General features: G+C 66.6%; 18 protein-coding genes and 4 tRNA genes. 17 read left to right on the top strand and 5 right to left on the bottom strand.

Annotation, left to right across the window (positions count from 1 at the left end; genetic code table 11):
- Nucleotides 1–325 precede the first annotated feature (325 nt).
- The 6 genes from CYJ22_RS08820 (at nt 326) to CYJ22_RS08795 (ending at nt 4,291) form a co-directional block, all read left to right on the top strand.
- Nucleotides 326–958 (top strand): DUF47 domain-containing protein, encoded by a 633-nt coding sequence (locus tag CYJ22_RS08820; protein ID WP_009054359.1) that lies wholly within the window; start codon nt 326–328, stop codon nt 956–958.
- A gap of 3 nt (nt 959–961) precedes the next feature.
- On the top strand, nt 962–2,026 hold the full coding sequence (locus CYJ22_RS08815) for an inorganic phosphate transporter (protein ID WP_101602348.1): 1,065 nt from the start codon (nt 962–964) through the stop codon (nt 2,024–2,026).
- Nucleotides 2,026–2,463: a septum formation family protein gene (locus CYJ22_RS08810; protein WP_009054405.1), complete on the top strand. Its 438-nt coding sequence runs from the start codon at nt 2,026–2,028 to the stop codon at nt 2,461–2,463. Before CYJ22_RS08815 ends, CYJ22_RS08810 begins: the two co-directional genes overlap by 1 nt.
- A gap of 151 nt (nt 2,464–2,614) precedes the next feature.
- A complete protein-coding gene (locus CYJ22_RS08805) occupies nt 2,615–3,076 on the top strand; it encodes a septum formation family protein (protein ID WP_101602347.1) in 462 nt (153 codons plus the stop codon).
- 28 nt (nt 3,077–3,104) lie between these two features.
- Nucleotides 3,105–3,647 carry a septum formation family protein gene (locus CYJ22_RS08800; RefSeq protein ID WP_101602346.1) on the top strand — a complete coding sequence of 181 codons (543 nt, stop codon included), beginning with the start codon at nt 3,105–3,107 and terminating at the stop codon, nt 3,645–3,647.
- Between the two features lie 197 nt (nt 3,648–3,844).
- On the top strand, nt 3,845–4,291 hold the full coding sequence (locus CYJ22_RS08795; RefSeq protein WP_101602345.1) for a septum formation family protein: 447 nt from the start codon (nt 3,845–3,847) through the stop codon (nt 4,289–4,291).
- Between the two features lie 47 nt (nt 4,292–4,338).
- Here the strand turns inward: CYJ22_RS08795 and CYJ22_RS08790 are convergent, their stop codons facing one another.
- Both CYJ22_RS08790 and CYJ22_RS08785 read right to left on the bottom strand, forming a co-directional pair.
- Nucleotides 4,339–5,589, bottom strand: a complete 1,251-nt coding sequence (locus CYJ22_RS08790) for an NUDIX domain-containing protein (RefSeq protein WP_101602344.1) — start codon at nt 5,587–5,589, stop codon at nt 4,339–4,341.
- Nucleotides 5,590–5,723: 134 nt separating this feature from the next.
- Nucleotides 5,724–6,353, bottom strand: a complete 630-nt coding sequence (locus CYJ22_RS08785; protein ID WP_101602343.1) for a hypothetical protein — start codon at nt 6,351–6,353, stop codon at nt 5,724–5,726.
- 31 nt (nt 6,354–6,384) lie between these two features.
- On the opposite strand from CYJ22_RS08785, the gene CYJ22_RS08780 reads away from it, so the two are divergent.
- The 8 genes from CYJ22_RS08780 to CYJ22_RS08745 all read left to right on the top strand — a co-directional run bounded on the left by CYJ22_RS08780 (nt 6,385) and on the right by CYJ22_RS08745 (nt 20,833).
- Nucleotides 6,385–6,456 (top strand) — tRNA-Lys (locus CYJ22_RS08780).
- A 69-nt stretch (nt 6,457–6,525) separates the two neighbouring features.
- Nucleotides 6,526–8,613 (top strand): PfkB family carbohydrate kinase, encoded by a 2,088-nt coding sequence (locus CYJ22_RS08775; protein ID WP_101602342.1) that lies wholly within the window; start codon nt 6,526–6,528, stop codon nt 8,611–8,613.
- A gap of 1 nt (nt 8,614) precedes the next feature.
- Nucleotides 8,615–10,570 (top strand): carbohydrate kinase, encoded by a 1,956-nt coding sequence (locus tag CYJ22_RS08770; RefSeq protein WP_101602341.1) that lies wholly within the window; start codon nt 8,615–8,617, stop codon nt 10,568–10,570.
- A gap of 15 nt (nt 10,571–10,585) precedes the next feature.
- Nucleotides 10,586–13,498 (top strand): ADP-ribosylglycohydrolase family protein, encoded by a 2,913-nt coding sequence (locus tag CYJ22_RS10340; protein ID WP_243390488.1) that lies wholly within the window; start codon nt 10,586–10,588, stop codon nt 13,496–13,498.
- Nucleotides 13,499–13,510: 12 nt separating this feature from the next.
- Nucleotides 13,511–14,578 (top strand): PfkB family carbohydrate kinase, encoded by a 1,068-nt coding sequence (locus CYJ22_RS10335; protein ID WP_243390487.1) that lies wholly within the window; start codon nt 13,511–13,513, stop codon nt 14,576–14,578.
- Between the two features lie 60 nt (nt 14,579–14,638).
- Entirely contained in the window at nt 14,639–16,534 is a 1,896-nt protein-coding gene (locus CYJ22_RS08755) for a PfkB family carbohydrate kinase (protein WP_243390486.1), read from the top strand.
- Between the two features lie 14 nt (nt 16,535–16,548).
- Entirely contained in the window at nt 16,549–19,449 is a 2,901-nt protein-coding gene (locus tag CYJ22_RS08750) for an ADP-ribosylglycohydrolase family protein (protein WP_207760533.1), read from the top strand.
- Between the two features lie 139 nt (nt 19,450–19,588).
- Nucleotides 19,589–20,833: a multidrug effflux MFS transporter gene (locus CYJ22_RS08745; RefSeq protein ID WP_101602339.1), complete on the top strand. Its 1,245-nt coding sequence runs from the start codon at nt 19,589–19,591 to the stop codon at nt 20,831–20,833.
- Between the two features lie 295 nt (nt 20,834–21,128).
- Here CYJ22_RS08745 and CYJ22_RS08740 read toward each other — a convergent pair whose 3' ends face one another.
- The 3 genes from CYJ22_RS08740 to CYJ22_RS08730 form a co-directional block, all read right to left on the bottom strand.
- A complete protein-coding gene (locus CYJ22_RS08740) occupies nt 21,129–21,989 on the bottom strand; it encodes an EamA family transporter (protein ID WP_101602338.1) in 861 nt (286 codons plus the stop codon).
- Entirely contained in the window at nt 21,986–22,390 is a 405-nt protein-coding gene (gene msrB, locus CYJ22_RS08735; protein ID WP_101602337.1) for a peptide-methionine (R)-S-oxide reductase MsrB, read from the bottom strand. Before msrB ends, CYJ22_RS08740 begins: the two co-directional genes overlap by 4 nt.
- 260 nt (nt 22,391–22,650) lie before the next feature.
- Nucleotides 22,651–26,046 carry a mechanosensitive ion channel domain-containing protein gene (locus tag CYJ22_RS08730; protein ID WP_101602336.1) on the bottom strand — a complete coding sequence of 1,132 codons (3,396 nt, stop codon included), beginning with the start codon at nt 26,044–26,046 and terminating at the stop codon, nt 22,651–22,653.
- 163 nt (nt 26,047–26,209) lie between these two features.
- Here CYJ22_RS08730 and CYJ22_RS08725 point away from each other — a divergent pair.
- The 3 genes from CYJ22_RS08725 to CYJ22_RS08715 all read left to right on the top strand — a co-directional run bounded on the left by CYJ22_RS08725 (nt 26,210) and on the right by CYJ22_RS08715 (nt 26,511).
- Nucleotides 26,210–26,285 (top strand) — tRNA-Glu (locus tag CYJ22_RS08725).
- Nucleotides 26,286–26,334: 49 nt separating this feature from the next.
- Nucleotides 26,335–26,408: transfer RNA gene (locus CYJ22_RS08720), tRNA-Asp, on the top strand.
- Nucleotides 26,409–26,435: 27 nt separating this feature from the next.
- A tRNA-Phe gene (locus tag CYJ22_RS08715) sits at nt 26,436–26,511 on the top strand.
- Nucleotides 26,512–26,778: the final 267 nt, after the last annotated feature.

The raw sequence follows: 26,778 nt of genomic DNA, 5'->3' as shown, positions 1-26,778 counted from the left end.
TCGATTGACAGAATCAATCATGCCGGACCCCACACCCGCGCTTACGGGCGCTTGGTCCCGGTCACACCTCAATCGTAGTCGAACAAGTCACACACCGCCCGACCGATAGGGACCTTCAACCCACCCACAAGGGCCTTTATGAACGCCATACCCCGCCCCGACCTCGCGAATGCGACGGAAGTCGTCCAATCACCCATCGCCGTGAGATAGAACACCCAATATGGGGTCACAATTCCATCTCTGAACTTGAAGTCTCACCACCCCATGACCGACGATTACACGTAGCACAATAGTGCTGTTCACCATTGGAAGGACCGAATACACCATGGGATTCCGAAACAAGACCCAAGGCCCTGACTTTTTTGAAGACTTCACATCCCAGGCCCGCCAGCTCGTGCAGGCCGTCGAGTTCCTGACGCACATCTACGCCGCCTCCCCCGAGGAGCGCATCGCCCTGCGCGATCAGCTCCACGAGGTCGAGCACCGCGGCGACGAACTGAACCACGCGATCGTTCAGCGCATCAACTCCTCGTTCATCACGCCTTTCGACCGCGAAGACCTGCAGTCCCTGGCGTCCCACCTGGACGACTGCCTGGACTTCATCGACGAGGCCGGCGACCTCCTGGTCGTCTACGGCATTGCCGACATCCCCACTTCCCTGGTTTCCCTGCTCAACGAGCAGATCGCCGTCATCAAGCACTGCGCGGACCTGACCGCGGAGAACATGCCCAAGCTCAAGTCGCCCGTCGACATGCGCGACTACTGGATCGAGGTCAACCGCCTCGAGAACGAGGGCGACCTGGCCTACCGTCGCACGCTGACGGCCCTGTTCGACTCCGGCCTCGACGCGATCACGATCATCAAGCTCAAGGACATCGTCCAGGGCCTCGAGTCCTGCGCCGACGCCTTCGAGGAGCTGGCTAACGTCATCGAGTCCCTCGCACTGAAGGAATCCTGAGCCGTGGATCTGAATCTGATCCTCGTCTGCGTCGTCATCGCCGTCGCGCTGTTCTTCAGCTACACGAACGGCTTCCACGACGCGGCGAACGCGATCGCGACCTCCGTGTCGACGCGCGCGTGGACTCCCCGCGCGGCGCTCCTCATGGCCGCGACGATGAACGTCATCGGAGCCATGATGGGCACGGCCGTCGCCAAGACGGTCGGTAAAGGCATCATTTCGATCAGCGACTACGCCGAGTCTCCCCTGCCGGAGATGCAGCAAAAGGGCCTGGTCATCATCCTGTCGGCCCTGCTGGGCGCCTGTATCTGGAACCTGATCACCTGGTGGTTTGGCCTCCCCTCGTCCTCCTCGCACGCCCTCATCGGCGGCATGGTCGGCGCAGGCCTCATGAGCGGCACGGTCGTGCACTGGTGGGGCATCATGAGCCACGTCGTGATCCCGATGTTCGCCTCCCCCATCATCGGCTTCGTCGTCGGCTACATCGCCATGAAGCTCGTGCTGTGGGCGCTGCGCAAGGCGCAGTATCACCGCACGATGCGCCGCTTCCGCGCCGGTCAGCGTTTCTCCTCGGCGGCCATGGCCCTGGGCCACGGCATCCAGGACGCACAGAAGACGATGGGCATCATCGTCATGGCGCTGCTGGCTGGCGGCTACGGCGAGACCCACAACATCCTCGATCCCGTCACGGGTGAGATGAACGTGCCGCTGTGGGTGAAGATCTCGGGCGCTCTGGCGATCTCGCTGGGCACGATGGCCGGCGGCGGACGCATCATGCGCACGATCGGCCGTAAGATCATCGACCTGGACCCGGCTCGCGGTTTCACGGCCGAGGCCGTGTCTTCCTCGATCCTGTACCTGTGCTCCTACGTCATTCACGCCCCCATCTCAACGACGCAGGTCGTGTCGACGGCGATCATGGGTGTGGGTTGCACGAAGCGTTTCTCGGCGGTCCGCTGGGGCGTCGCGGGCAACATCGTCATCGCGTGGTTCCTCACCCTGCCGGCCGCCGCTCTGGTGTCGGGCATCGTGTACCTCGTCGTGGCGCTGCCTCTTGGAGTTCACTGATGCGTGGTCGCTTCGTCGTGACGGCTGCGGTCGTCGCTCTTGCCGCTGCCCCGCTCGCGGCATGCTCGGATTCGTCCGTCATGCACATGCGGGTCGGGCAGTGCATCCTCCTGCCGGAGGATAAGAGCGCGACCACGGCGACGACGATCGATAAGACTAGCTGCACGCGCGAGCATGACGCTGAGGTCTTTGCCTTGGCGTCCGCGGCGGACGGGGATTTCCCGGGCGCCGAGGCGCTCAACCGGCAGGCCGAAACCGAGTGCATTTCCGCGTTCGACGCGTACGTGGGGTCGGATTATCTGACCTCGTCCCTCGACGCAACGTGGATGATCCCGACGAAGGATTCGTGGGCGCAAAACGATCGCTCGATCGTGTGCCTGGCGCGTCCGTTGGATCATTCGAAGCTCACCTCGTCGGTGAAGGAGTCGGGCCTGTAGGGTTCGACCAACATCCGACTGTCATCGGGTGGTGTGCGGCTTCCTGCCACGCACCACCCGATACTTTTACCATCCGGTATTTCGATTGTTATAGTTCGTACAGTGCCGACCAGCGCATACCCCATCCAACACAGCCCCCTTAAGGAGCACCATGTCCCGCACCATGACTCGCGTCCTGGTTCTGACGGCCTCGGCGGCTGCCCTGGCCATGACCATGTCGGCCTGCAGCCTGCTCTCTTTCGGCCCGCGCACCTCCGCTTTTAGCATGAAGGTCGGCCAGTGTGTTCAGCTGCCCACTGGTGATAACATCACCGACCTGGAGACCACCGACTGCTCTGCCTTGCATGACGCCGAGGTCTTCCACCTAACCCAGGTCACCGAGGACGAGCGCCCGAGCGACTCCGAGCTCGAGGACATGGGCGGCGACGCCTGCCTGGCGGCCTTCGAGGGATACGTGGGCATCCCCTACGAGGAGTCCGAGCTGGACTACACGATCCTCTACCCGTCCCCGGGCAGCTGGGAGCAGGGCGACCGCGAGATCATTTGCTTTATCATTTCCGGTGACGGCACGGACACTCAGCTGTCCGGCTCCATGAAGGGCTCGAACAAGTAACCGGAGATCTCAACGCACAAGGAGAATCATGTCCCTCAGCTCTTTCACGTCCCGCCCCGCGCGCCCCGCGCTGGTCCTCGGAGTCTCGGCCGCCATCCTGAGCCTGGGGCTGTCCGCGTGCGTACCCAGCTACAGGCCTCGCAGCTCGTCGCCCAACCCGGCGCCCACCTCGTCCAGCGGGAGAAATCCCACTGCCCCATCGAAGCCAGCCACTGGGCTCATTTACTTCGCCGATCTCGAGGTGGGCCAGTGCTTCCAGGACTGGACTGCGGGAGATACGCAGGTGATGGCCGTCGACTGTTCAACCCCACACGACAACGAGGTGTACTACGTAGCGGAGCTTACGGACGATGACCTTCCCTCTGAGAACGACTTGGAGAACCGAAGCCTTGGACTATGCTTAGCATCGTTCGAGCCCTACGTCGGCGCACTTCCTGACGAAACGACGCTCGACTACGGCTGGCTATTTCCGAGTGATGAAAGTTGGTCCGAGGGCGACCGCGACATCGCCTGCTACCTTTTCGCCGCAGATGGATCGAAGCTGAATCAATCGGCACAGAACTCTTATTAGTAAGCGCAGCCGCCCCTGTCTGCATGACCTGACTGGCGTGGCGGCTCGGCTTGTGCCGGGCCGCCACCGCTTTTACCCCTGCGACCTCCACCTTGTATAGTGTCATCAGCGATGCCGAAGTCCTACCGGACAGTCAGCGTCGCCATGCCGTGCGCATCACGTCCCATCGGCCACGGTCCCATCACCCAAGGAGCATCATGTCCCGCGTTTCTACCCGTACTCTTGCGCTCGCGTCGTCCGTCGCGGCCCTGTCCATGACTCTGTCCGCCTGCGCCCTGGGCGGCAACACCTCGGCCTTCAACGTCGAGGTCGGTCAGTGCGTGCAGCTGCCGGACGGCAGCACCATCTCGCGCGTCGAGGTCGTCGAGTGCACCGCCGAGCACGACGGAGAGGTCTACCACATCGAAAAGCTCACGGACAAAGAGCGTCCTTCCGAGGACTGGCTCAACATGCGCATGGAGAGCATCTGCTCCAATGCCTTCGAGGGATACGTGGGCGCCGCCTACGAGGACTCCGACCTGAGGATCACGACGATGTTCCCGACGGAGGCGAGCTGGAAGCGGGGCGACCGCGACATCGTGTGCATCGCGATTTCGAATGACGGTGAGAAGCTGTCGCAGTCCGTGAAGGACTCCGGCATGTGACCTGCGCTCGTGCACTCTGAAGGCGGCTCGGCTTGTGCCGGGCCGCCTCAGTGCTTCTTGGAGGCCTTGCACGCGGGCGCGGTGGGGTCCTTCGTGGTGACGCCGTGGGTTTCGAGGGCGGCGACGACGAGCCCATCGGGGCCGTGTTCGACGTGGGCGACGAGGACCTGGCCGTGCCTCAGACACGGGGACTCGCCGCCGGCGACGGGAGCCGACGCATAGGCGCGGATCTCCTCGATGATGGCATCGCGCGCAGGGCCGGCGACAGACAGGACCGTGGGGGCCGCGTGCTCGCGCAGGCGCTCGGCCGCGAAGGCACGGACGCGCCCGAGGCGCGCCTCAGCGTCGATCTGAACATCCGAGCCGGAGGCGGTCAGATCGAGGGACTCGACGAGCGTCACCGAGCCCCCGCCCATCGACGCCCACGGGGTGAGGCTCTGGCGCGAGCGGGCTGCCGGCGACGCGAACGCGCGGGCCACACCAAAGCTGGAGAGCAGGTCGATGAGGTCGAAAGCCTGGCGCACACCGAAGCGGCTGAGCGGCGGGTCGACGGGTTCCGGCGCGGTCTGGGTCTTCTTCGCCGAGGCCTGCTCCACCTGGGCGGCCCTCCTGGCCGCAGCGGACGCCACCATCGCGGGGGTCGGCGCGGGGCGAGGCTTGGCCGGAGCAGCTGCCTCGGCAGGTGCCGCGGAGCCGCCGGAAGAAGCGGAAGGAGAGGCGGACGCGTGGGTGTCCCCAGCCTCGTCGACGCGCGGGCTGAGGCCCTGCCCGGGACGCAGGACGAGGAGCGTGGTTGTCACGAGGCGGCCTTCGCGGGCGCGGGCGACGATGTCGGCGAGGAGGCGGCGATCGCCTCGGCGCGTGAGCATGTCGGCGGCGCGCTCGGGCGAGGTCCACGCGGTCTGGTCGATTTCGGTGCGCGGGGCGCGCGCGACGGGGGCGCGCAGGCGCTCGGAGGCGTGGCCCGCGGGGACGGGGGTGCCCACCCAGTAGTGGACTTCCTTGGTCTGCCCGCCGCCCAGGCGGTAGCGCTGGGTCGTCAGGGGCGCGCCGAGCGTGATGATCTGGCCGGTTTCCTCCTCGACTTCGCGCACGGCGGCGGCGACGAGGGATTCACCGTTTTCGGTCTTGCCCTTGGGCCAGGACCAGTCGTGGTAGCGCGGGCGGTGAACCATGAGGACTTCGATGTCCGCGGGGTCGATGGGCTCGCCGGGGACGGCGACGCGCGCGGGGTCAGTGAAGCGCCAGACGAGTGCGCCCGCAGAGCGAACGAGTCGCTGGGGGCGGGGGGCTGGCATCGGACGCATAGGGACAAGGGTAGTCGCCAGCGCGCGCCCGTGCCCTGGTGGGCGCGCCACGTCACCCCGGTTCGGGCCTTCCACGAGTCCGTCCGGGGGACGCCAAGATCAGCCCGGGCGCTACCGACGAAGGCTCAGTCAAGGGTGCCGACGGCCGCCTCGCGCGCGGCGACGTCGAGCTCGTCGGCGGTGACCAGCAGCGCGGAGTGGCGCATGGTGACGCGGTGGGCGAGCGGGTCTGCGGGGTCTTCGATCCACAGGGCCCCGGCCTCGCCGGCGGCGAGCACGCGCATGGCCCGCGAGGCCTCGCCCAGCACGTATTCCAGGTCGTCGTCGGTCAGGTCGCCGCGCAGCAGCGAGTCGACTTCCTCCATGATGAGGCTCAGGGGCCGCAGCTCGACCGGGGCCTCGAGGCCCTGGATGATGGGCGCACGCGACCCGTCGGCGTAGCGCTCGGCTACCAGCAGCGGGTCGCGGTGGTACCACTCGTGCAGCAGGTAGACGCGCCACAGTGCCCCGGGGAGGGTGAACTCGGGGCTGCGCGACCACACGTGCGCGATCGTATCCACCCCGCTGGTGCGCACGGTCTCGCGCAGGCGCGCGACGTCGGCGTCAGTGAAGGTCTCGTCACCCACGCCCATGAGGGCCCAGGCGGCGGTGTGCGCAACGGCCGCGGTGGCCGCGGGGTCTTCGTCGCCGATGATGGCGTCAGCCCGGGCGGCGTCGAGCATCGCGGGGCGTCGCGGCATCTTCGATTGGGCCATGGGGACTTCTTCCTCCTACAATGGGGCTGCTGGGCCTATAGCTCAATGGTAGAGCAGCGGACTTTTAATCCGTAGGTTGGGGGTTCGAGTCCCCCTGGGCCTACTGGTCGCCTCGGAAGGTTCCGGGGCGTTCACGCTATCTGCGGGCGCGTGCCCGCGTTGGAGGTGCATCATGGATCCTCGTTTTTCTCGCGCGTACGGCGCCCTGGCTGGCCTGGCGCTCGGAGACGCGCTGGGCATGCCGACGCAGGCGATGTCCCCGGAGCAGATCCGCGCAGTGTACGGGACGATCACCGGCCTCGTCGACGGTGACGCCTCGCAGCCCTACGCGCCGGGGATGCCCGCTGGCTCGGTCACGGATGACACGGAGCAGGCGCTGCTGGTGGCGTCTCTCCTGGTACGAGGCCGAGGCACTTCCTCGGGTCGCGTGGCCCTGGACGCGGGCGAGTTCGCCCACGCTCTGCTGGCCTGGGAGGATTCGATGATCGAGCGCGGGTCGCTCGACCTGCTGGGACCCTCCACGAAGGCGGCGCTCGAGGGCGTGCGCGCGGGCGAGGACCCGCTGACTGTGGGTGGGGCGGGGACCACGAACGGCGCGGCGATGCGCGTCACCCCGATCGGTATCGCGATGTCGACGGCCGATCCGGAGGCCTTTGCGGATGCCGTCTGGTCGTCCTGCCAGGTCACGCACGCGACGCGCCAGGGTTTCCAGTCGGCTGCCCTCGTGGCGGCGGCCGTGTCCATGGGTATTGACGCGGCGCGCTCGACGACCCCGGATCTGAGGGGCCTGCTATGGAAGGCCCTCTCCTACGTCGATTCGCTGCCCGAGCGCGGCGCGTGGACCCCCGACCCGGACGTCATCGCGGCGACGCGCAGGGCCATGCAGCTGGTCGCCAACCCCGCCTCATCATCCCTGGAATGCCTCGTCGAGCAGGTGGGCACGTCCGTGGCTTCGGCGCAGGCGATCCCCATGGCATTTGCGTTGCTCGCGCGAGACCCCTCCCCGCAGGCGCTGCTGGACGCCGCCAACATCGGTGGGGACACCGACACGATCGGCGCAATCGCGGGCGCAATCCTGGGCGCCGCCCTCGGCTTCGAGGTCTTTGTCGGCCGCGGCCTCGCCCAGGTTGAACTCGCCTCCCGCCTGGACCTGCCGTCCGTCGCCCTCGAGCTGTTGGAGCTGCGTGCGGCTCACGAGCCTGCCGCAGACGCACCCACGTCCCCCGAGACTGAGGGTGCGAGCGAGGCCGACGTCCCCGAGGTGCCGGCCCCGGCCTCGTCCTCCGATCCCGGGGCGGGCCGAGTCGTCCTCATGGGGCAGATCCTCGTGGACCACGTGTTAGCGGGCGCCGCCCCGGTATACGGCGGCGGCTCTGATTGGGGCAACGACGAGGGCCTCCACGTCAGCGCGGGCTTCAGCGTTCTCGCGGCGGCACGCCGAATGGGGGCCGAGGCCGTCTCCCTCAGCCCGATCGGCACCGGCCCCCACGCCTCGATGATCGAGGCTGCCCTCGCACGCGAGGGAATCGTCGACGCAGGCCCCCGGGTGACAGACTGCGACAACGCGTACCGCACCGCGCTCGTCTCGCGCAACGGCACGTGCACGATCATTGCCACGAAGGGCGCCGAGACGATGGCCCCCGAGAACGCGTGGGCCGATGTCGTCCGCACGATGAAGCCGGGCGATGTGCTCTTCATCGACGGATCTCTCATGGAGCATCCGTCCAACAAGGTGGCGGCCGACAACGCGCTGCGTGTCCTCCCCGAGGGAGTACGCGTGGTCCTGGACGTCTCCCCCGTCGTCGGGATTCCTGATGGTTTGCCGTCGAACACCATCATTTCCATGAATTACGATGAGTCGCAGGACCTGTGGAAGAGGATTCCTGACGAGGAGCGAAAGTTCCCCTCCTGGCTACCAGCAGATAAGGCAGCGACAGCCCTGGCCGCCAGGCTCGGGCATCACGTTCTCGTCCGCAAGGATGAGAGTGGCGCGTACTTCGCACCGGCCGATGGCGCAGCCGACCTGTCAACCTTCCACATCCCGACCCCGAGTGTCAGAACAGTCGACACAAACGGCGCGGGCGACGCCCACTCGGGTGTCCTAGCCGCCTGCCTCGCACAGGACGTTGCGCTCAAACGAGCGCTTGTGCTCGCCAACTGCGCGGGTGCCCTGGCCTCAACCGTGCCCGGCCCAGCCTCGTGCCCGACGCGCAGCCAGATCGAGGCCGCGGCCGACGCGCTGAGTGAATCGGAAGACTGACATGGATCCACGTTTTGATCGCGCCCACGGGGCGATGGCCGGACTCATTTACGGTCGGTCGCTCGGGGTCGATACCTCGAGCGAGGAAAGTACCAACGCTGCAAGCGTGTGCAAAGCCATTCTCGAGCTACTGACAGTCGACACATCGGCGGAGCCGCCGACACTGCCGTCACTGTTGACCCCCACCAAACGCCAGTACGCGACACTGATCGGCGGCGTCCAGGTCGGCATCTCCACTTCGACGAAGGGACGCCAGGCCTTCGCGGACGCCGTGTGGAACGACCACCTGCTGGTTGAGCCAACGCGCCAGGAATTCCAGGCATCAGCCCTCGTTGCCGCCGCCGTGTCACTCGGCCTCGACAGCCCGCACTTCCGCGTGGCCGATGTTCTGGTGAAAGCCGTCGATATCGCCTCGTCGCTGGAGGCACGCGGAGAGTGGAGCCCGGAACCTGACGTCGTGGCCGCGACGCGCAGGGCGCTGAACATCGTCAGCGACATGAACGAGTACGTCGAATCCCCACTCGAACGTCTCCTCGAGCACATCGGTGCGGGCGATTCGCTCTCGCAGATCGTTCCCATGGCCTTTGCCCTGGCCTCCCGCTACCAGAACCCCCACCTCCTGGCCTCTCCCCTACACCTCGGCCCCCAAGCGCACACGATCCTGTCCGTCGCCGGCGCGCTGGTCGGCGCGGTTCGTGGCGTGAGTTTCCTGCGGCCCTACGGGTACCCCCTGGTTGAGAAGGTGTTCACGCAGGACTTCAAACAGAGTGCACATGACCTGCTCGCGAAGCGCGTGCCTTACCCCGGCGACGCTGACGCCTCGGACACGGCCGCTCCGTCGGGGCCCTCCTCGTTCGAGGATGACAATTCTGGCCAGCGCACGCGTCAGCGCTACTTCGAGTCCATCAACCCGCCCACGCCTCTCGCGGCGCTCCGCGGCGGCTCTCAGCCCGGACGCGTCGTTTTCCTCGGTGAGCTCTTTGCCGACCATCTCGTGCACGCACACAAGTACCCGAAACTCGGGCAACACGTGTGGGCGTCGGACCAGGGACGGACTGCGGGCGGCATGTTCAGGGCCATGGCGGCGGCTCGCCATATGGGAGCCGAGGTCGTGTCGCTCGGCCCCATTGGGCAGGGACCCAACGCGCGTATCATCACGCAGGCACTGCGACGCATGAATATCGTCAACGCCGGCCCTCACCTGGGCGGAGTGGACAACGGCTACCGCCTTCAGTTCTCCGCCGACGAGGGGTACCGCATGATCCTACGCGGGACCAACAACGGCTGGTTCTTGACCCTTTCGACGAGGAATCCGATGCCCTCCGCGGCGTCGCGCAAGTGGGTGGAAGCCGTTGGATCCCTGGGGCCCTCGGATGTTCTGTGGATCGATGGAACGCTCATGGGCGACGACACCACGGCACAGGCCCTGAACGAGGCCCTGCGAGGACTTCCCGAACACGTGCGCGTCGTATTCGACGGGGCATCGGACGAGGGTGTCCCCAACAATCTCCCTCTCGACAACGTCCTCGTATCGCTACAAATCAGCCACCACGCGACATTCAGGGAGCACTTCAGCGCAGAGTCGCCTCTCGCGCTTTACCGCGACCAGCCCGAGCAGCAGGCGAGCGCTCTGAGCCTGCTCAGCGCGCGCCACATCGTCGCACGCACTGACGACAATGATGCGCTGTTCGCGCGCCCCACGCTCGATGACGCCCGTATCCTGTCCCCCACTCTCACACGGGTTGCGGGGCCTTCGATCAATCCGGCGTTCAGAGCGGAGCGGATGGCGGACGTTCATTCCGGAACGCTGGCAGCCTGCCTCGCACTGGGCATGAGTGCCGAACGAGGGATCCTCCTGGCCAATTGCGCGGCTGCACTGGCGACCCCCGTCTCATTGTCCGCCCGAGACGCTATCGAGGCGGACGCTCACGATCTTCTGACCCGCGATCAGGCCTAACAAGGAGAAACGAGAATGGATCCACGACTCCCCTACGCTCTCGGGGCGCTGGCAGGCTTGGCCCGCGCAGACGCAGCACATTCGGACACGCTCGAGGCGTCCGATGGGCATGGCTGCGAGGTCACAACGTCGGCAATGGCCGTTGCCCTCCAGCTTCTGCGAGCACCGGGCGAGGACTGCACCACCCACTCAGGGACGCAGCTACCCACCACCGCGAGCGCTGATGCTCGTCTCATGTGCGCGATACCGGTCGGCATCGCACTGTCGACGGTTGACCTCGAGGCATTCGCCGAGACCGTGTGGCGTGTATGCGGGTGTACGAGCCGGAACGAGTTTCAGTCCGCCGCGCTTCTTGCTGCCGCGGTGTCCATCGGCATCAATACCCGCATCCGTACCCGTCCTCTTTCCTACATCGACCCCCTGTGGGACGCCGTCGATGTCGTGAGCGCAATGACCCCTCGCGGCGAAACAGACAGCAGCCCGGACGTGCTCGAGGTGGCCCAGCGCACCCTGAAGGCGGTTGCCAATACCCAATCTGATCTGCGCTCGTCGCCCGCGCCCGTACTTCAGGAAACGCTGTCAGACTGCGCTCCCTCCAGCCGGATCGTTCCGCTCGCTTTCTTCTTGGCTGCCTCTCCACAAGGCGCCGACGAGGCCTCGAAGTGCTTCGCGTTGAGCGGATCTCCGGCGCTGTGCGAGGCGGTTGCAGAGACGCTTTCTGGGATCTTCAAGCCAACCGGCGTACTCCCAGAACCCAATCTGGCGCAATGCTCTGAGGGCGCCCAGCCGGATTGGCTGGGGATCACCGGTCAGCTCCTCGAACTGCATCCTCTCACCCCCATCAAGTGGATCCGTCGAGCGTTGGGCGATTCCATTCCGCGCGTACCCCGGCGTGATCCTTCCCCCTTCGAGGCCTCTGAATCTGGTGCGTCCACCCGCGCCGCTGCCGATGGCCCAAGCGCCGATGAACAGCGGGATTCAAACGTTGCAGAGGCGTCGTCTGGCCGGGTCATCGTCATGTCCGAACTGATGCTTCGATACGACCGGGGCTCCGAGGAGGACCCCATTCCCGCCGGGAACGAGTGGACCACCCGAAAGGGTGTCTATCTCTCACGCCCCTTCACGGTCATGCTGGCGGCGCGCGCCATGGGGGTCGAGGTCATCTCTCTGAGCCCGATCGGGCAGGGCCCGCGCTCCTCAGTCATCACCGATGCACTGGCACGCGAAGGGATCGTGAATGTCGGACCACAGGTGACCGGGGGCGATAGCGGGTTCATGTCGCCTATCGCCAGAAAGTTCGGACCAGGCGAAACAGAAACAATCACGGGCATGCCGCGGGATGCATGGGACGAGTTCATCCGCACTTTGGGCCCCTCCGACGTGCTCTACATCGACGCGGGAATCGAAACCAATCCACCTGTTCTAGCGGCGGCCGAGCACGCGCTTGCCCATCTCCCCCAGCACGTGCGAGTGATCCAAGACATGTCGGGAGCATTCATCGGTCCGCGTAATGTTCGCAACGACAGCGTCCTGACGGTGCTGGACCAGGGGTCGGTACAGCGTTTGGGTGAGCGATTCATGTCCGATCGCACCGCCTTCGATGCCTCCCACGTCCCTGCTCACGCCGCGAGCTTCATCCTGTCCCTCTTCCATCGTTCCACGCTGGTCAGCACGATGACGTACGAGTCCTTCCTCGCGCGACCGCGCCACGCGATGGGCGAGGCGAGCGAGCCACGGACCCGTTTCCCAGCCCCCACCGTCGTGTCCACCGACCACGACGGGTCTTACAGCGTCTGGACGGGAGCCCTCGCGGCCGCCCTCGCTGAGGGGAACGCGATAGAGCGAAGCATCGTCCTTGCGAACTGCGCGGGGGCCTTGGCCACGACGATGCCCGGTCCGGCCTCGTGCCCCACGCGCGAACAGATCGAGGCCGCGGCTCGCGCCCTGCCAGAGCGAGACAGTGTTGAGCTGGAGCGCCGCACGCACGCTCTCGGGGCGCTGGCGGGAGTCGTGTTCGGCGATGCAGTCGGCATGTTCTTCAAGGGGATGTCGGCGGAACTCGTTGAGGACCTGCGCCGCACATTGCCGCTTTTGACGGATTCGACCACCGCCCTCCCCACGATGCCGGCAGCACCCGCGGGAACACTCACGGCCGTCACGCACGAGGTTCTCGCGTCAGCCTCGGCGCTACTCTCGGAAGGCATCTCCCCTCTCAGGGTCGAAGCCGAGGACCGTGCGGGTGATGAGCTGGCGGGTTCTCGCTACGTCCTGCGCGCTATTCCGGTGGGCATCGCGACCGTGACGACCGATGCCGAGGCCTTCGCGGAGGCCGTGTGGCAGGCCTGCGGAAACGAGAACCTCACCCGGCAGGAGTTCCAGGCAGCCGCTCTCGTCGCCGCGGCTATCTCCTTGGGCATTGACAAGAAACACTACAGGGCCAGTGGAATCGGTTCCATCTTGGGAGAAGCTATCGACTACGTGGCAGCTCTTCCCCCGCGTGGTTCCGCGAGCAGCGAGCCTGACGTGCTGCAGGCGACGCGCAAGGCGATTGGAACTGTCCGCAACTTCCGTGATGACATCTACGAGCGCGTGCGCGGGTCGATCGGCACGTCTGCGGATCCGACGCAGTCGGTTCCTGCTGCCTTCGCACTTATTCTCAAGGACGAATCACAGTCCACTGCTGTCAGCGCCGCCGTCCTCGGCGGGGAGACAAGTGTGATCGCGGCGATTTCCAGCGCCGTTCTCGGGGCAATTCGCGGCGTCACGATGTTCTCTCCCAACAACCTCGCCACGATCGAGAGGGTTTCCCACCCGGGCGTGGCTCCCCTGTCCGAGCGCCTCGTCGAACGGCGGGTGTACGTCTCCGAGGAGACGAGTGAGCCTGCTTCCACGCGGAGGAATTCCCCCGATGATGCGGCGTCCAACTAGGAAGAAAACAGCATGATTCCACCCTCTGATACCGCCCGCTCAATACCGGACACAGAACCGTCTACACCCAGCCGTCACAGCACCACCGACGGTAACGATCACACGGGACGCGTGGTCCTCATGGGCCAGATCCTCGTGGACCTCGCCGTGCGCGGCGAGGCTCTGCCCTCGCCCGGTGGCGACGTGTGGGCCATCGACGAGGGAATGCACGTGGGCGGAGGCTTCAACGCCCTCGTGGCGGCGCGGCGCATGGGGGCCGAGGCCGTCTCCCTCAGCCCGATCGGCGACGGCCCCTACTCCTCCCTCATCCAAGCAGCGCTCGCGCGCGAGGGGATCACTGACCTCGGGCCTCGCATCGCGGGCATTGATAACGGGTTCTGCATCGCGTTCACGGACCGCACGGGCGAGCGCACCTTCATCTCCACAAAGGGCGCCGAGACGATGGCACCCGCGAGCGCGTGGGCTGACTTCGTGCGCACGATGCACCCGGGCGACGTGCTCTACGTCGACGGATACCTCATGGACCACCCCGCGAACAAGGAGGCTGCGGAGGCGGCGCTGCGCGTCCTGCCCGAGGGCGTGCGCGTCCTCCTCGACGTCTCCCCCGTGATCGGTATCCCGTCCGATCTTCCCTCCGACGACGTCATCGTGTCGATGAACCACAGGGAGGCTCAGGAGATTGGTCAGCAGAGAGGGGATTCGAGCGTCTGCGACCGGTGCCGTGAGCCTCACGAAGCGGCGCGCGCGATGCTCGGCCTGCTGGGCCATCCCGTCCTCGTGCGCGCGGGAGCGGCGGGGGCATACTTTGTGCGCCCCGCCGGGACAGCGCCGAATGCCAGCAATGAGGATGCGGCCCACATCCCGACGCCTCACGTCGAGGCGATCGACACGAACGGCGCGGGGGACGCACACTCCGGTGTCCTGGCAGCCTCCCTCGGGCATGGTATCCCCATGGAGAGGGCGCTCCTGCTGGCCAACTGCGCGGGCGCGCTGTCCACGACGGCCGTCGGACCGGCCTCGTGCCCGACGCGCAGCCAGATCGAGGCCGCGGCGGATGCGCTCGCCGCACAGGAGGGATGACCGATGGATCCTCGTTGTCACCGGGCCTGCGGGGCAATAACCGGTCTCGCGTTCGGCCACGTGATCGCAGCAGACGCTATCGGTGATCCTGTCGAGGAATCGACGAGTATCAGCGAACGCATCCTCGCGCTGCTCACCGCCAATGACTCCAACGACGATCACACCGACACACCCTTCGGGGCAAGCAATGATCGGCTGCACGATCTGGTCGTCTCCGCCGTCACAGCTGGCATTGCCACGCCGACCGGCGACCACCAGACATTCGCGAACGCTGTGTGGGATAGATGCGCGCTCTCCGACGTGACACGTCCGGAGTTTCAGGCGGTCACCCTAGTTGCTGCGGCGATCTCTCTGGGCATTGACAGCGCGGACTTCCTCGTCGAGAACACGCTCGTTCGGGCGGTCGACCTCGCGGCTTCCCTGGAGCCGCGAGGCTCGTGGAGCCCAGAACCGGACGTGCTGGCGGCAACACGCAGAGCTCTCAATACGGGATACCGGATCGACGCGTACGCCGACTCCCCCATCGACCGCCTCGTTGAGCAGATCGGGGCCTCTGATTCTGCTGCTCAGGCCATCCCGCTGGCCTTCGCTGTGGCCTCGCGCTACCAGGACAGTCATCTTCTGTCCGCTCCCCTCCGCGTAGGCCCGCACAGGCGCGCGATTATGGCCCTCGCGGGCGCCTTGGTTGGTTCCGTTCGTGGCGCTGATTTCTTTGAGCCCTACGGGTCTGCACGGGTTGACACCGCTTTTTCGGGGAGATTGAAGCAGTACGCGGAACAACACTTCTCGGAACGCACGCACTACCCGGACGACATCCCCGGTACGGATGACACGACGCCGTCCCTCGCGTCCCCAGCACGGTCCTCGTTCAATGACCTGGCTTCCTCCCTCCGTTCCCAACAGAGCTACTTCGAGCCCGTCACCCCTCCCACTCCACTCGACGCTCTACGCGAAGAGACCACGCCAGGCCGCGTGCTTGTCCTCGGCGAACTCCTCGTTGATCAGACGCTGCGCTCCGAGGACTATCCCCGTTCCGGGAGTACCATCTGGGCACGGGACCTGGGCCCGTCACCGGGAGGCTCCTTCCGTGCGCTGGTTGCTGCGCGGCGCATGGGGGTCGAGGCCGTCTCGCTATGCCCGATCGGCCGAGGTCCGATTGCTGACTCGATCTCACAGGCACTGGAGCGCGAGGGCATCGTTGATGCCGGTCCACGCATCGCGGAGGACGACAATCGATATCGGCTGCATGTCGCCGTCGAGGACGGTCGGCGCGTGGATGTCTCGACGAACAATCCCCTGCCTGAGAACGCCACCCACACGTGGGCACAAGCCATCGCGGCGATGAGCCCCTCGGACGTGCTGTACATCGACGGGGCTCTGCTCGCCCACGAGCCTTATGCTCCTGCGTTGAGTGAAGCCGTGCGGTGGCTCCCTGAGCACGCCCGCGTGGTCTTCGATTCTTCTTCACACAAGGGTTTCGTGCCAGGTCTCCCCCTCGACAACATCATCATCTCGGTGCGCGCCTCGCGGTTACCCCTAGGCAGTGATTTCTTGCGGTATTTCATTGCAGGGAGCCCCTACTCCTCCCCCCTCTATGACCACGAGGCTCGGCTCGAGCATCAGGCGTCAGCCTTGTCGCTGTTGACCGGGCGACACGTCGCGGTGCGTGCAGATAGCGGCGAGGTGTGTTTCGCGCGTCCTACCCGTGACGATCAGCGCATCATCCGACCTGCTGTCACACGCATTGCGGTACCTTCATTGACCGAGGAGCAAGCCCTGGAGACCTCAGGGGTCCACTCCGGCACCCTAGCGGCGGCCCTCGCGCTCGGCATACCGGCTGAGCGGGGGATTTTGTTCGCCAATTGCGCGGCCGCCCTGGCAACCCCCACCTCATTGTCCGCGCGAGGCGCCATTGAGGCGGCCGCCAACGAATTGCTGGCACGCGACCTGGCCTGAGAAGGAGAGAACACATGGATCCACGACTTCCCTACGCGCTCGGGGCACTGGCCGGCATGGTTCGCGCGGACGCAGCGAATGAGGCAGCGTCCGGCTCGCCGGAAGGCACGGTCTCGGACATGATGCGGTCGGCACTGACCATCGCCAACCAGCTACGACGAGGCCCGGGCGGCGTACACGCCATACGTTCGGGTCAATGGAGCGTCCCGGCCGGGAGCGCTCGCGACCGACTCCTGTGCGCGGTCCCCATCGGCATCGCGATGTCGACGATCGACCCCGAGGCTTTGGCCGAGACCGTGTGGGTCGCCTGCGGATGTACGAATCGCAACGAATTCCAGTCTGCGGCGCTCCTCGCCGCAGCGGTGTCCCTGCTTATCAATAATCGGAACAACTCCCCCATCACTACCCTGTGCGACGCCGTTGATGTCGTCTCTGCGATGAAGCCACGCGGAGAGCGCGAGGAGGGGCCCGATGTCCTTACTGCAACCCGACGTTCCCTCAACGTCAAAGCGAACTCGCACTCTCCTCTCGTCCGAGTGCGAACGGGCACCCTCATGGCCAAGCTCGCCGACATCTCCCCCTCTCACCGGATCATTCCCCTCGCCTTCTTCCAGGTTCTCTATCTCTGGGCCAAGGAATTGCCCTCCGCATTCCGCGAGCAGAGTGGTGACCCCGCGCTGTACGACGCTGTCTCCGCGGCGTTGGCCGGTGTGTGTGATACGCCCAGCGCGCTGCGGGATCTCGACGTCATCCCCATTGAGGGAGTTTCGCACGTCGATGTGCTGGGAATCGCCGACCAGCTCCTGGCGCTGTCCGCGCACACTCCCCTCGAGTGGATCCGTCGAGCGGCGGGGCTTGCTCCCGATCGTCCACCGAGGAGCGGGCCGTCCTCTTTCGAGGAACCCAATTCCGATCTCCTCAACCGATACGCCCCCTTTGAGGCTGAAAGCGCGCCCACCCCTCTGGGCGCGGCCCGAGGCGATGCGCCCGCGGGCCGGGTCGTCGTCATGAGCGAGCTTCTGCTCCGATTCGATGGCCATTCCAAGGACGACGTGCCCACCGAGCATGAGTGGGCCACCCGCGAGGATGTCCACCTCGCGCTGCCCTTCACCGCAATGTGCGCCGCCCACGCCATGGGGGTCGAGGTCGTCTCCCTCAGCCCGATCGGGCAGGGCCCACGCGCCTCGATCATCGCCGAGGCCCTGGCACGCGAGGGAATCGTCGACGCTGGACCCCGCGTGGAAGGATGCGACAACGGCTTCCTGTCACCCCCTGCGACACAGTACGGTGCGAGTATGAGCACGGGCATGACGGACATGCCCGAAGATGCGTGGGATGAGGCGATCCGCACGCTGGGCCCCTCGGATGTGCTGTACGTCGATGGCGGCGTTCAATCTCAAGCCGTTCTGGCGGCGTGCGAGCATGCACTCGCCCACCTGCCCGAACACGTGCGCGTCGTCCTCGACGCGTCGCAAGGAGACGTCCGCCAGCACTCCCTTCCCAACGATAACGTCCTGATCATGGTGGGGTATGACTCGGCGGAGCCCCTGTGCCGGAGCATCTCCTACGAGAGGCCGTCCGGCGATTGCACAAAATATCCTCACTCGGGTGCGGACAAAGTCCGCTCGGATTTCCATCAATACACGCTAAACTGCGGCCAGACACACGAGTCCTACCTCGCACGGGCGATGCTCGAGGAGTATTCGTCCGACGGAGAGGTGACTCGATTCCCCGCCCCCACGGTTATCTCCACTGATCTGCGCGGCGCGCTACATACCTCCATGGGCGTCCTAGCGGCCGGTTTCGCCCTGGGTTATACCCTCGAGCGGAGCATTGTACTGGCGAATTGCGCGGGTGCCCTCGCCTCGACCATGCCGGGCCCTGCCTCGTGTCCGACGCGCGAGGAGATCGAGGCCGCGGCGGATGCCCTCACGGACCGCGGGGACGAGTACATGAGACAACGCGACCGTGCCTACGGGGCGTTAGCGGGGGTCGCAGTGGCAGACGCGGTTGCTCTGCCCGTCCGGGGCATGTCCTCCGAACAAATCACAAGCTTGTACAACGGACGCGACCAGCTGGTGGCCGCCGGCGCTTCACACCCCACCATGCCCGGTGCACCAGCGGGGACGATTACACAGATCACGCGCGAAGTCCTCGCCTCGTCCTCTCGTCTGTTGGGCGAGAACCACCCCGCGATCGTGGACGATACCGGGTCCGACAGCGATGATTGGCTGGCGGGCTCTCGCTACATTCTGCGAGCAATCCCTGTCGGCATCGTGACCTTGACGGCTGAGCCGGAAGTCTTCGCCGATGCCGTATGGCGGGCCTGCGGAAGCGACGACCTCACAAGCCAGGAGTTCCAGGCGGCAGCACTGGTCGCCGCGGCTGTGTCACTTGGTCTGGACTGGAAGTTTGACTGGCGCAACAACAAAAGATCTCTGCTCCGTGCAGCTTGCGAAGTCGTGGCCACTCTCCCTCCACGCGGCATCCCGATCCCTGGAGCAGATGTGCTGGACGAAACCCGCAGGGCAATCGGCCTCGTCAAAACCTTCGCGAAAGACACCTTCGAGCAATTACGTCACCACATTGGTACGTCCGCGGATCCAGCGCAGTCGCTTCCGGCCGCCTGTGCCGTCAGTGTTCAGTTCACCGACAGGTTTTCTGCTTTTCAGTCTGTGGCTCTCGGAGGAGAAGCTGGCATCATCTCAGCGATTGCAGGATCTATCATCGGCGCACTCTATGGGGTCACTACCTTCTCTGCGCACAACCTTGCCGCGATTGAGAAGGTTTCCCACCCGGATCTTGCACCTCTTGCCGACCGCCTGACCGACCTACGCCTCGGCGATCTGACCAGCGCGAACGCGACTGGCGAGGCCACGGCGGATGCGCTGGAGGCACTCGCGGACGAGGAGTGAGCGCGGTCCAGGTGTTCGCGCGGAAGGAGCGCTGCACGCCTGCGCACATGTGTGCACGCCACCGCCTGCGACGTGCGAGATGCGTCAAATAATCGACCGCAGCGTCTATTTAGCGCCCTAAAGGGTGCACAATCACACCATGACGACTAACGACACCCGGGACCGCGGCGGAATCGTCGGCGGGGCGCTCACGGTTGCCCTGCTGATCACGCTCGCCGTGCAGAACGCCGTGCCGCCGATGGCGACCGACATGTACTCGGCGGCGTTCCCCCAGATCACGGTGGACCTGGCGACGAACTCGACGATGCTCGGGTTCACGCTCACGACCTTCTTCGTGGGCTACGCGACCGGGCAGGTCTTGGGCGGCGCAATCTCGGACCAGATCGGGCGCCGCCGACCGATCATCGCGGGCGGCATCATTGCCCTCGTCGGCTCCATGATCTGCGTGTTTACGCCGGGCATCTGGGTGCTCCTCGTGGGCCGAGTCTTCCAGGGCCTCGGCGGCGGCGTCGCCTCCTCGGTGGCGCGCGCGATCCTCGTCGACGTCGCGCACGGCAAGACGCTGGCACGCGCCATGAGCCTCATCCAGGCGATCGTTGGCTTCGCGCCGATGCTCGCCCCGGTCCTCGGCGCGTTCATCATCACCCACGCGACATGGAGGGTCGTCTTCTGGGCGCTCGCCGGCTTCACGCTGCTCATGGCGACCCTCGCGTGGTTCGTCGTGCCCGAGTCCCTGCCCGAGGAGCGCCGCCACCCCGGCGGTATTCCGCGGTTCTTCCACGGCCTCGTCCAGGTCGTGCGCATCCGCCCCTTCGTGGGCTTCATGCTGACCAACGCCTTCTCAAGCTTCTGCATGTTCGGATACATCTCGAACGCCACGTACGTGCTGCAGGGACCGCTGGGCCTGTCCCCCATGGCTTTCGCGTGGGTGTTCGCGTTTAATGCGCTGCTGTCGACGGGCTTCGCGCTGGTCAACGTGCGCCTGATCTCGCACTTCACGCCGCGCACGCTCATCATCACGGGCCTCACGATCGCCGCGACCGGCGTGGTGACACTCGCGATCTCGACGTTCCTCCTCGACCTGCCGCTGATCCTCACGTGCGTGGGCTTCGCCCTCATCATGACGGCGACTGCGTTCATTTTCGGTAACTCGGGCGCGCAAGCCATGAGCGAGGCGCGCGAGCACGCAGGCACGGCCTCGTCCGTCATGGGCGTGTTCCAGTCGATCGCGAACGGCATCGCCGCTCCCCTGGCGACCTCGGGCGGCGACAGCGCCGTGCCGATGGTGCTCGTCATGATCGTCGGCTCGGTGGGCGCATGGTTCGCGTTCTGGGTGATCGCCCGCGGCGGCAAGCGCACGCATCGCCACCTCAGCCTCGACTGAGGGGCTTCAGCACCCCACCCACCGTGTTGCGGCGCCACCCGCGCCCGGCGCACCGGCACATTCTGGATAGGTTGTACACATCCGGATAGGTAACGCGCATCCGGATAGGTAACGCGCATCCGGATAGGTTATTAACCTATCCGGATCGTCACAACCTATCCGGATCGTCACAACCTATCCGGATCGGGCACCTCATCGCGACGAATTCAGCGGAAGGCGCCATCTTTCATAGACCGGCCACGACTATCAGTTGGGATGGCGCTGCCCGACCCGCAAAACGTCCACCACTCGGCCCTTACTCGCGCGAGGCCAGCCAGACCGCGACTGACACCAGGACCAGGCCGATGAGTTCGAAGACACCGGGGATCTGGCGCAGCATGACGGCCCCGACCAGGGCGGAGGTGGCCGGCAGGATCGCGGCGAACAGCGCGAAGGTCGACGCCGCCAGGCGCCGCATCGCGAGCGCCTCGAAGGTGTAGGGAATCGCGGTGGACAGCAGGCCCACGCCGACGACGATGGCGATCAGCTTCCACGAGGCCAGAGCCGCCATCGCGCCCGGCCCGAGGAAGGGCGCGAAAAACAGGGTGCCCCACGCGCATCCGAGCGCCAAGTTCGTCACCCCGTCGCGCGTGGTCGAGGCCTTCTGCCCGACGACGATGTAGGCCGACCAGGCGAGGGCCGCAAGGAGGATCCAGGCGACGCCGATGCGCACGCTCGGCACGCTCAGGTCGAGGGCGAGCCCGCCGATGCACGCCACCCCCGCGAACGCGAGGAAGGCGGCGATGCGCGGCCGCCAGCCACGGCCTCGGAGAACGGCGACGGCAACGGGGCCGATGAACTCGATGGACACGGCCGTCCCCAGGGGAATGCGCGCGATCGACTCGTAGAACGAGGAGTTCATCGTCAGGATGATGACGCCGAAGAGCGCGGAAATCGCCAGGTCGGAGCGCGTGAGGCCGCCGCGCCACGGACGCTTCCAGGCCAGGAGAACGACCGCGCCGGTCAAGACGCGCCACCAGGCGACGGAGGCGGGTTCGACGGAGGCGAAGGCGATGACCGCGAGCGCCGCGCCCACGTACTGGATGAGGCCGGAGCCGACGATGTAGAGCTGAGGCGGGATCCGGTCGGTGACGGGGCGCTGCGCGGGCGCGTTCACTGGGTGCGCGCGAAAGTGAGGGCCGCCGAGTTCATGCAGTAGCGCATGCCGGTGGGCTGGTCGGGCGCGTCGGGGAAGACGTGGCCGAGGTGGGAGTCGCAGGTCGCGCAGCGCACCTCGGTGCGGATCATGCCGTGGCTGGTGTCGACGTTCTCGACGGTCGCGCCGTCGTGGGCCTGGAAGAAGGAGGGCCACCCGCAGGAGGAGTCGAATTTCGCGTCGGAGTCGAAGAGCTTGGATCCGCAGGCCGCGCACGAGTAGGTGCCGACGCGCGTCTCGTCGAGGAGCTCACCGGTGAAGGGGCGCTCGGTGCCGGCCTCGCGCAGCACGTGGTAGCGCATGGGGCTCAGGAGCTTCTTCCACTCGGCGTCGGTGCGGGCAGCGGGATCAGTTGCGTTCATGGATCTATTGTCCCGCGCCGCCCGCGCCCTCGCACGCGTGCGGCCGCTTTCCTCACGCGCCTCGATCGACGAGGAGGGGGCTCAGTCCGCGGTCACCGCTGCGGGCCGGGCATCTCGCTGTGGGCGGTGGGATCGGGAGCGGTCATGTCTCTATTGTCGCGGACCGCCCGCGCCCGTGCACGTATGTGCGTGGGCGCGGGCGGTCCGTTTTCCTCGCGCTGGCCTCAGTGACGAGGCCGTGGCCCGTTCACCTGTCCCCATCACTCATTGGTGGCGGGCCCTGCGTTGGAGGTCTTCTTTGCCGCTGCCTTCTTGGGAGCCTCCTTCTTGGCGGCACCCTTCTTGGCGGCGGGCTTCTTCGCGGTGGCCTTCTTGGCGGGAGCCTTCGCGTCCTTTTCAGGGGTCGCGTCGGCTGCCTTATCAGCAGCGGCACCGTCCTTCACGGTTTTTGTGGCCGCGGCGGAGGACTTTTTGGAGCCCTTCTTCGCAGTCGATGCCTTCTTGGCGGGAGCCTTCTTCGCGGGAGCCTTCTTCGCGCCAGCCTTGGTGGAGGCCGCCTTCTTGGCGGTCTCCTTCTTCGCCGTGGCTTCCTCTTCCGCCGCAACGCCCTCTGTCGAGGCATCCTCAGCCTTCGCGGCCTCAGAAGCCGGCTCGGCAATGGCCGCAGCGGGCATCACGAGGGTCTCGTCCACGGGCTCGTCGACGGCGGGCAGGACCTGCGTGGCGTCGGAGTCGAGCGCGCCGGCCTCTTCGGCCTCCACGGGATCCATGACGATGGTTGCCTCGGCAGTGGGTTCCTCGGCGGCGTCCTTCTGCGCAGCCTCGACCTCGGGAGCCTCGACCTCGGGGGCCAAGTCCTCCGCGGGCGCACTCTCGGGTGCCACGGCCTCATCAGTCACGGACTCGTCAATCGCGGCCTTGTCGGCCACCGCAGACTCGGCGTCCTCGGGCTTGGGCTCCCGGGGCTCGACGACCGGGATCTGGCCGGTGACGGCGCGCAGCATGTCGGCCTCGGCGCCGGTGGGGGCGACGGCCGGGAACAAGTCCATGATCGACACGCGCGCGGGCTTCACCGTGGGCGTGGGGCGGGTTTCCGCGTCGAGGCGCGCTTCTTCCGCGACCGCGTACCAGCCGGGGTGGACGGCGGGCTCGTCGGCCTCGTCCTCGGGCGCGCAGGATGCGGCCATCTCGGCGGGGGTCGGCGCGGGCGGCGGCGCGAGCGCCGGCGCGATCGCCTGGACCGTGTCGGTCATGACGGGTCGGCCGGTGCGCACGGGCGGGGGCACCTGCACGGGATGTTTCACGGATGTTTCACGCGCGGGGATCGGCGTGGTCTCCTGCTCATCCGGGGAAATCTCTCCCTCCGACGAGGCCTGGGCCTCCTCCTCGCCGCCCGTCTCCTCGGGCGCGTCGGGGGCAGGTGCGCCCTCACGCTCAGCGTCCTCGGCGGGAGCGCTGTCCTCCTGTGATTCAGCGGCGCGCGAGTCGCCGGAATCGGCGGATGCGCCAGCGTCGGCGGGGGCCTCGCCCTGCGCGGGGGCAGGCTGAACGTCGGCGGCATTCTCCTCAGCGGAAGCGGCATCGGCGGGCTGCACGTCGGCCTCGGGCTTCACGCCCTCGGCCTGGTCGTCAGCGGTTTCGGATCCGGCGGCAGCAGATTCGGGCTTCTCGTCGGCGGAATCGGTACCCGAAGCATCGGCCACGGCATCTTCGCTCGCATCGACAGAGCCAGCCGCGGCGTCCTTCACGGTTGCCTCGTCCGCGCGCTCGGCGGCGGCACCCGCAACCTCCGCAGAATCGGCGGCTGCACCCGCAGCATCGGCCACATCCTGAGCAGCCTCGGGCCCCTCGTTCTCGGGCGCCTCGTTGTCGGCAACGACCGGCTCGACGCCGACGGCCGCCAGGGCGAGGGTGGCCTCGGGGTCGAGGGCCTCGGCCTCACGGCGCTTGTGGGCCTCGCGGCGCTCCTGGGCGCGGCGGGCCTCGGCCTCGCGCTCGGCGTAGGCCTCTTCACCCGGGCCCTCAAGGGCGGCGGCGCGCGCCTCGGCCTCGGCGGAGCCGGAGAAGAAGCGCTCACCTCGGCCGATGGAGGTCGCGGTGAGGGTCTGGGTGAGCTGCGGGTTCGCGTTGCCGGCGGCCTCGATGATCTTACGCAGAGCGCTCTTGGAGATCACCTGCGTTTCGTCGCGGGAGGCACTGGGGCCGCCCTCGGCGAGTTCGCGCTGGCGGTCGGCCATGGCGCGGCGGCGGGCGCGCTTGGCCTTGCGGCGGGCGGCGACCATGCGTGCGGCGTGGGCGGGGTCCTTGGGGGCGGCGGGCGCGGCACCGGACGCGGAGATCGCGGAGGCGGCGCCGCCCGTCGCGGCGCTGGACTGCTCACCGGCCGACGTACCCGTGTGGGAAGCCGACGTGCCCGTGGCGGCCACGGCCTCGTTCGTGCCGGAGATCCCAGCGAGCTCGGCGGCCAGTCGCGCGATGCGTTCGCGGCTCATGTCCTGCTCGACGGTGACGGTCTGGCGCGGCTCGATGCGCTGGGCGGGGCGCGCCCACGGCTCTTCGGCGACGATCCACGCGATGATCTGCTCGCGCATGTACGCGCGCAGGTCGGAGAGGTGGCCGGAGTTCTTCGCGGAGACAAGGACGCGCACGGTGACCGTGTACTCGTCGGAGTCGGTGATCTGCACGCCCCACGTGCGCCCGTCCCACAGGTCGGTGGCGGTGAGGAGCTGCTCGACCTTGGCGCGGATGAGGGTCATGGGCGCGGACCAGTCGAGTTTGAGCTCGACGGTGCCGAGCTGTGCGGCGGCGCGGCGCGTCCAGTTCTCGAAGGGTGTCTGCGTGAAGTAGCGCGACGGGATGATGAGGCGGCGCTCGTCCCAGATGCGCACGACCAGGTAGGAGAGCGTGATTTCCTCGACGGAGCCGGTTTCCTTCTTCTCGCCGGCGACGACGACGTCACCCACGCGGATCGCGTCGGTGAAGGCCAGCTGCAGGCCGGCGAAGACGTTGCCGAGGGTCTGCTGGGCGGCAAGACCGAAGATCACCGAGATGACGCCGGCGGAGGCCAGGACGGTGGTCATGGCCTGGCGGGCGACCTCGAAGGTACCGATGATAGCGACGATGCCCACAACGACGACGATCGACTGGGTGAGGCGGCGCAGCACTTGAGCCTGGGTCTCGAAGCGGCGCGAGCGTCCCTGGTCAGAATCCTGGCGCACCTTGGCGGCGTCCTCGAAGACCCACGCGGCGGCGTAGGCCATCCAGGTCAGGCAGGCGAGGGCGACGATGAGCAGCACGTGCATGAGGAACGTCGTGATCGACGTGCCGTTCCATTCAGACAGGTGGGGATTGATCAGCGCGATGCCGAGTCCCGCCCACGCTCCCCAGGCCGCGAAGGTGAAGTGCCCCGGGCGGCGCACGCGCGCCAGGATCGACGAGGCCGTGGCCGCCTTGGAGAGCGCCTTGCGCGCCAGGGCGGAGAGGAGGACCGAGACGACGACCCCCACGAAGGCGCCGACGAGCGGGCCGAGGATCAGGAGGGTGAGGTCGATAGTCGTGGCCACGGCGGCCTCCGCCCCGGATTGTGGGTCAGCGATCGCCCGCGTGAGGGCGTCCGAGGCCTGGGCGAGGGCACCGAGTGCTGATGTCATAGTCATGCATCAAGCCTAGGTCGGAGAGCTGATGAATTCCTGGGAATTCCGCACAATTGCAACGTTTTTCGGTAATGTGTTAGCTGTCACTTGATTTCGTTTTGACGCACCGCGCGCGTTCTGCCTAAACTATCTCCCGTCTTCGGACGCCAGTTCGACGGCCAAGCAGGCCCCCATCGTCTAGCGGCCTAGGACACCGCCCTTTCACGGCGGCGACACGGGTTCGAATCCCGTTGGGGGTACCACCGGTCGCTTATGTGATTGGAACAATTCAATAGGTCTTACCTGTTGTAAGGCCCCGTAGCGCAGTTGGTTAGCGCGCCGCCCTGTCACGGCGGAGGTCGCGGGTTCAAGTCCCGTCGGGGTCGCCGACCAGACCTTTTGGTTCAGGTCTTGGCTCTGTAGCTCAGTTGGTAGAGCGTTCGACTGAAAATCGAAAGGTCACCGGATCGACGCCGGTCGGAGCCACCAGCAAGTCCCCGAAGCTTTCACTTCGGGGTTTTTGTTTTGCCCATGCGCTTTGCCTGGGGGGTCGCTTACCTGCGTTTTGCTTGGGGCGAGGGCCGCTTGCATGCGCTTTGCCAGTAGCGTCCCGCATAGTGGTGTAACCGTGGGTGGTCGGCCCGTTTGATATGGGTGCGGTCACCGTGTGATCCTTCGAGAAAGCTCTCTACTTCTGACTCGAAACGATTTGGAGGCACAACGATGACCGCTCCTCATATTATCGACCCTGCTGGC

The sequence above is a fragment of the Schaalia odontolytica genome (assembly GCF_002847525.1).
GTDB classification, from domain to species: domain Bacteria; phylum Actinomycetota; class Actinomycetes; order Actinomycetales; family Actinomycetaceae; genus Pauljensenia; species Pauljensenia odontolytica_B.
Note: the sequence above shows the minus strand (reverse complement) of the source record. Positions and strands in the feature narration are given on the sequence as shown.

Excerpts from the sequence above, each read along its gene's own strand:
- CYJ22_RS08820 (WP_009054359.1), top strand. The coding sequence starts at position 326 with ATGGGATTCCGAAACAAGACCCAAGGCCCTGACTTTTTTGAAGACTTC.
- CYJ22_RS08810 (WP_009054405.1), top strand. The coding sequence starts at position 2,026 with ATGCGTGGTCGCTTCGTCGTGACGGCTGCGGTCGTCGCTCTTGCCGCT.
- CYJ22_RS08805 (WP_101602347.1), top strand. The coding sequence starts at position 2,615 with ATGTCCCGCACCATGACTCGCGTCCTGGTTCTGACGGCCTCGGCGGCT.
- CYJ22_RS08800 (WP_101602346.1), top strand. The coding sequence starts at position 3,105 with ATGTCCCTCAGCTCTTTCACGTCCCGCCCCGCGCGCCCCGCGCTGGTC.
- CYJ22_RS08795 (WP_101602345.1), top strand. The coding sequence starts at position 3,845 with ATGTCCCGCGTTTCTACCCGTACTCTTGCGCTCGCGTCGTCCGTCGCG.
- CYJ22_RS08790 (WP_101602344.1), bottom strand. The coding sequence starts at position 5,589 with ATGCCAGCCCCCCGCCCCCAGCGACTCGTTCGCTCTGCGGGCGCACTC.
- CYJ22_RS08785 (WP_101602343.1), bottom strand. The coding sequence starts at position 6,353 with ATGGCCCAATCGAAGATGCCGCGACGCCCCGCGATGCTCGACGCCGCC.
- CYJ22_RS08775 (WP_101602342.1), top strand. The coding sequence starts at position 6,526 with ATGGATCCTCGTTTTTCTCGCGCGTACGGCGCCCTGGCTGGCCTGGCG.
- CYJ22_RS08770 (WP_101602341.1), top strand. The coding sequence starts at position 8,615 with ATGGATCCACGTTTTGATCGCGCCCACGGGGCGATGGCCGGACTCATT.
- CYJ22_RS10340 (WP_243390488.1), top strand. The coding sequence starts at position 10,586 with ATGGATCCACGACTCCCCTACGCTCTCGGGGCGCTGGCAGGCTTGGCC.
- CYJ22_RS10335 (WP_243390487.1), top strand. The coding sequence starts at position 13,511 with ATGATTCCACCCTCTGATACCGCCCGCTCAATACCGGACACAGAACCG.
- CYJ22_RS08750 (WP_207760533.1), top strand. The coding sequence starts at position 16,549 with ATGGATCCACGACTTCCCTACGCGCTCGGGGCACTGGCCGGCATGGTT.
- CYJ22_RS08745 (WP_101602339.1), top strand. The coding sequence starts at position 19,589 with ATGACGACTAACGACACCCGGGACCGCGGCGGAATCGTCGGCGGGGCG.
- msrB (WP_101602337.1), bottom strand. The coding sequence starts at position 22,390 with ATGAACGCAACTGATCCCGCTGCCCGCACCGACGCCGAGTGGAAGAAG.
- CYJ22_RS08730 (WP_101602336.1), bottom strand. The coding sequence starts at position 26,046 with ATGACTATGACATCAGCACTCGGTGCCCTCGCCCAGGCCTCGGACGCC.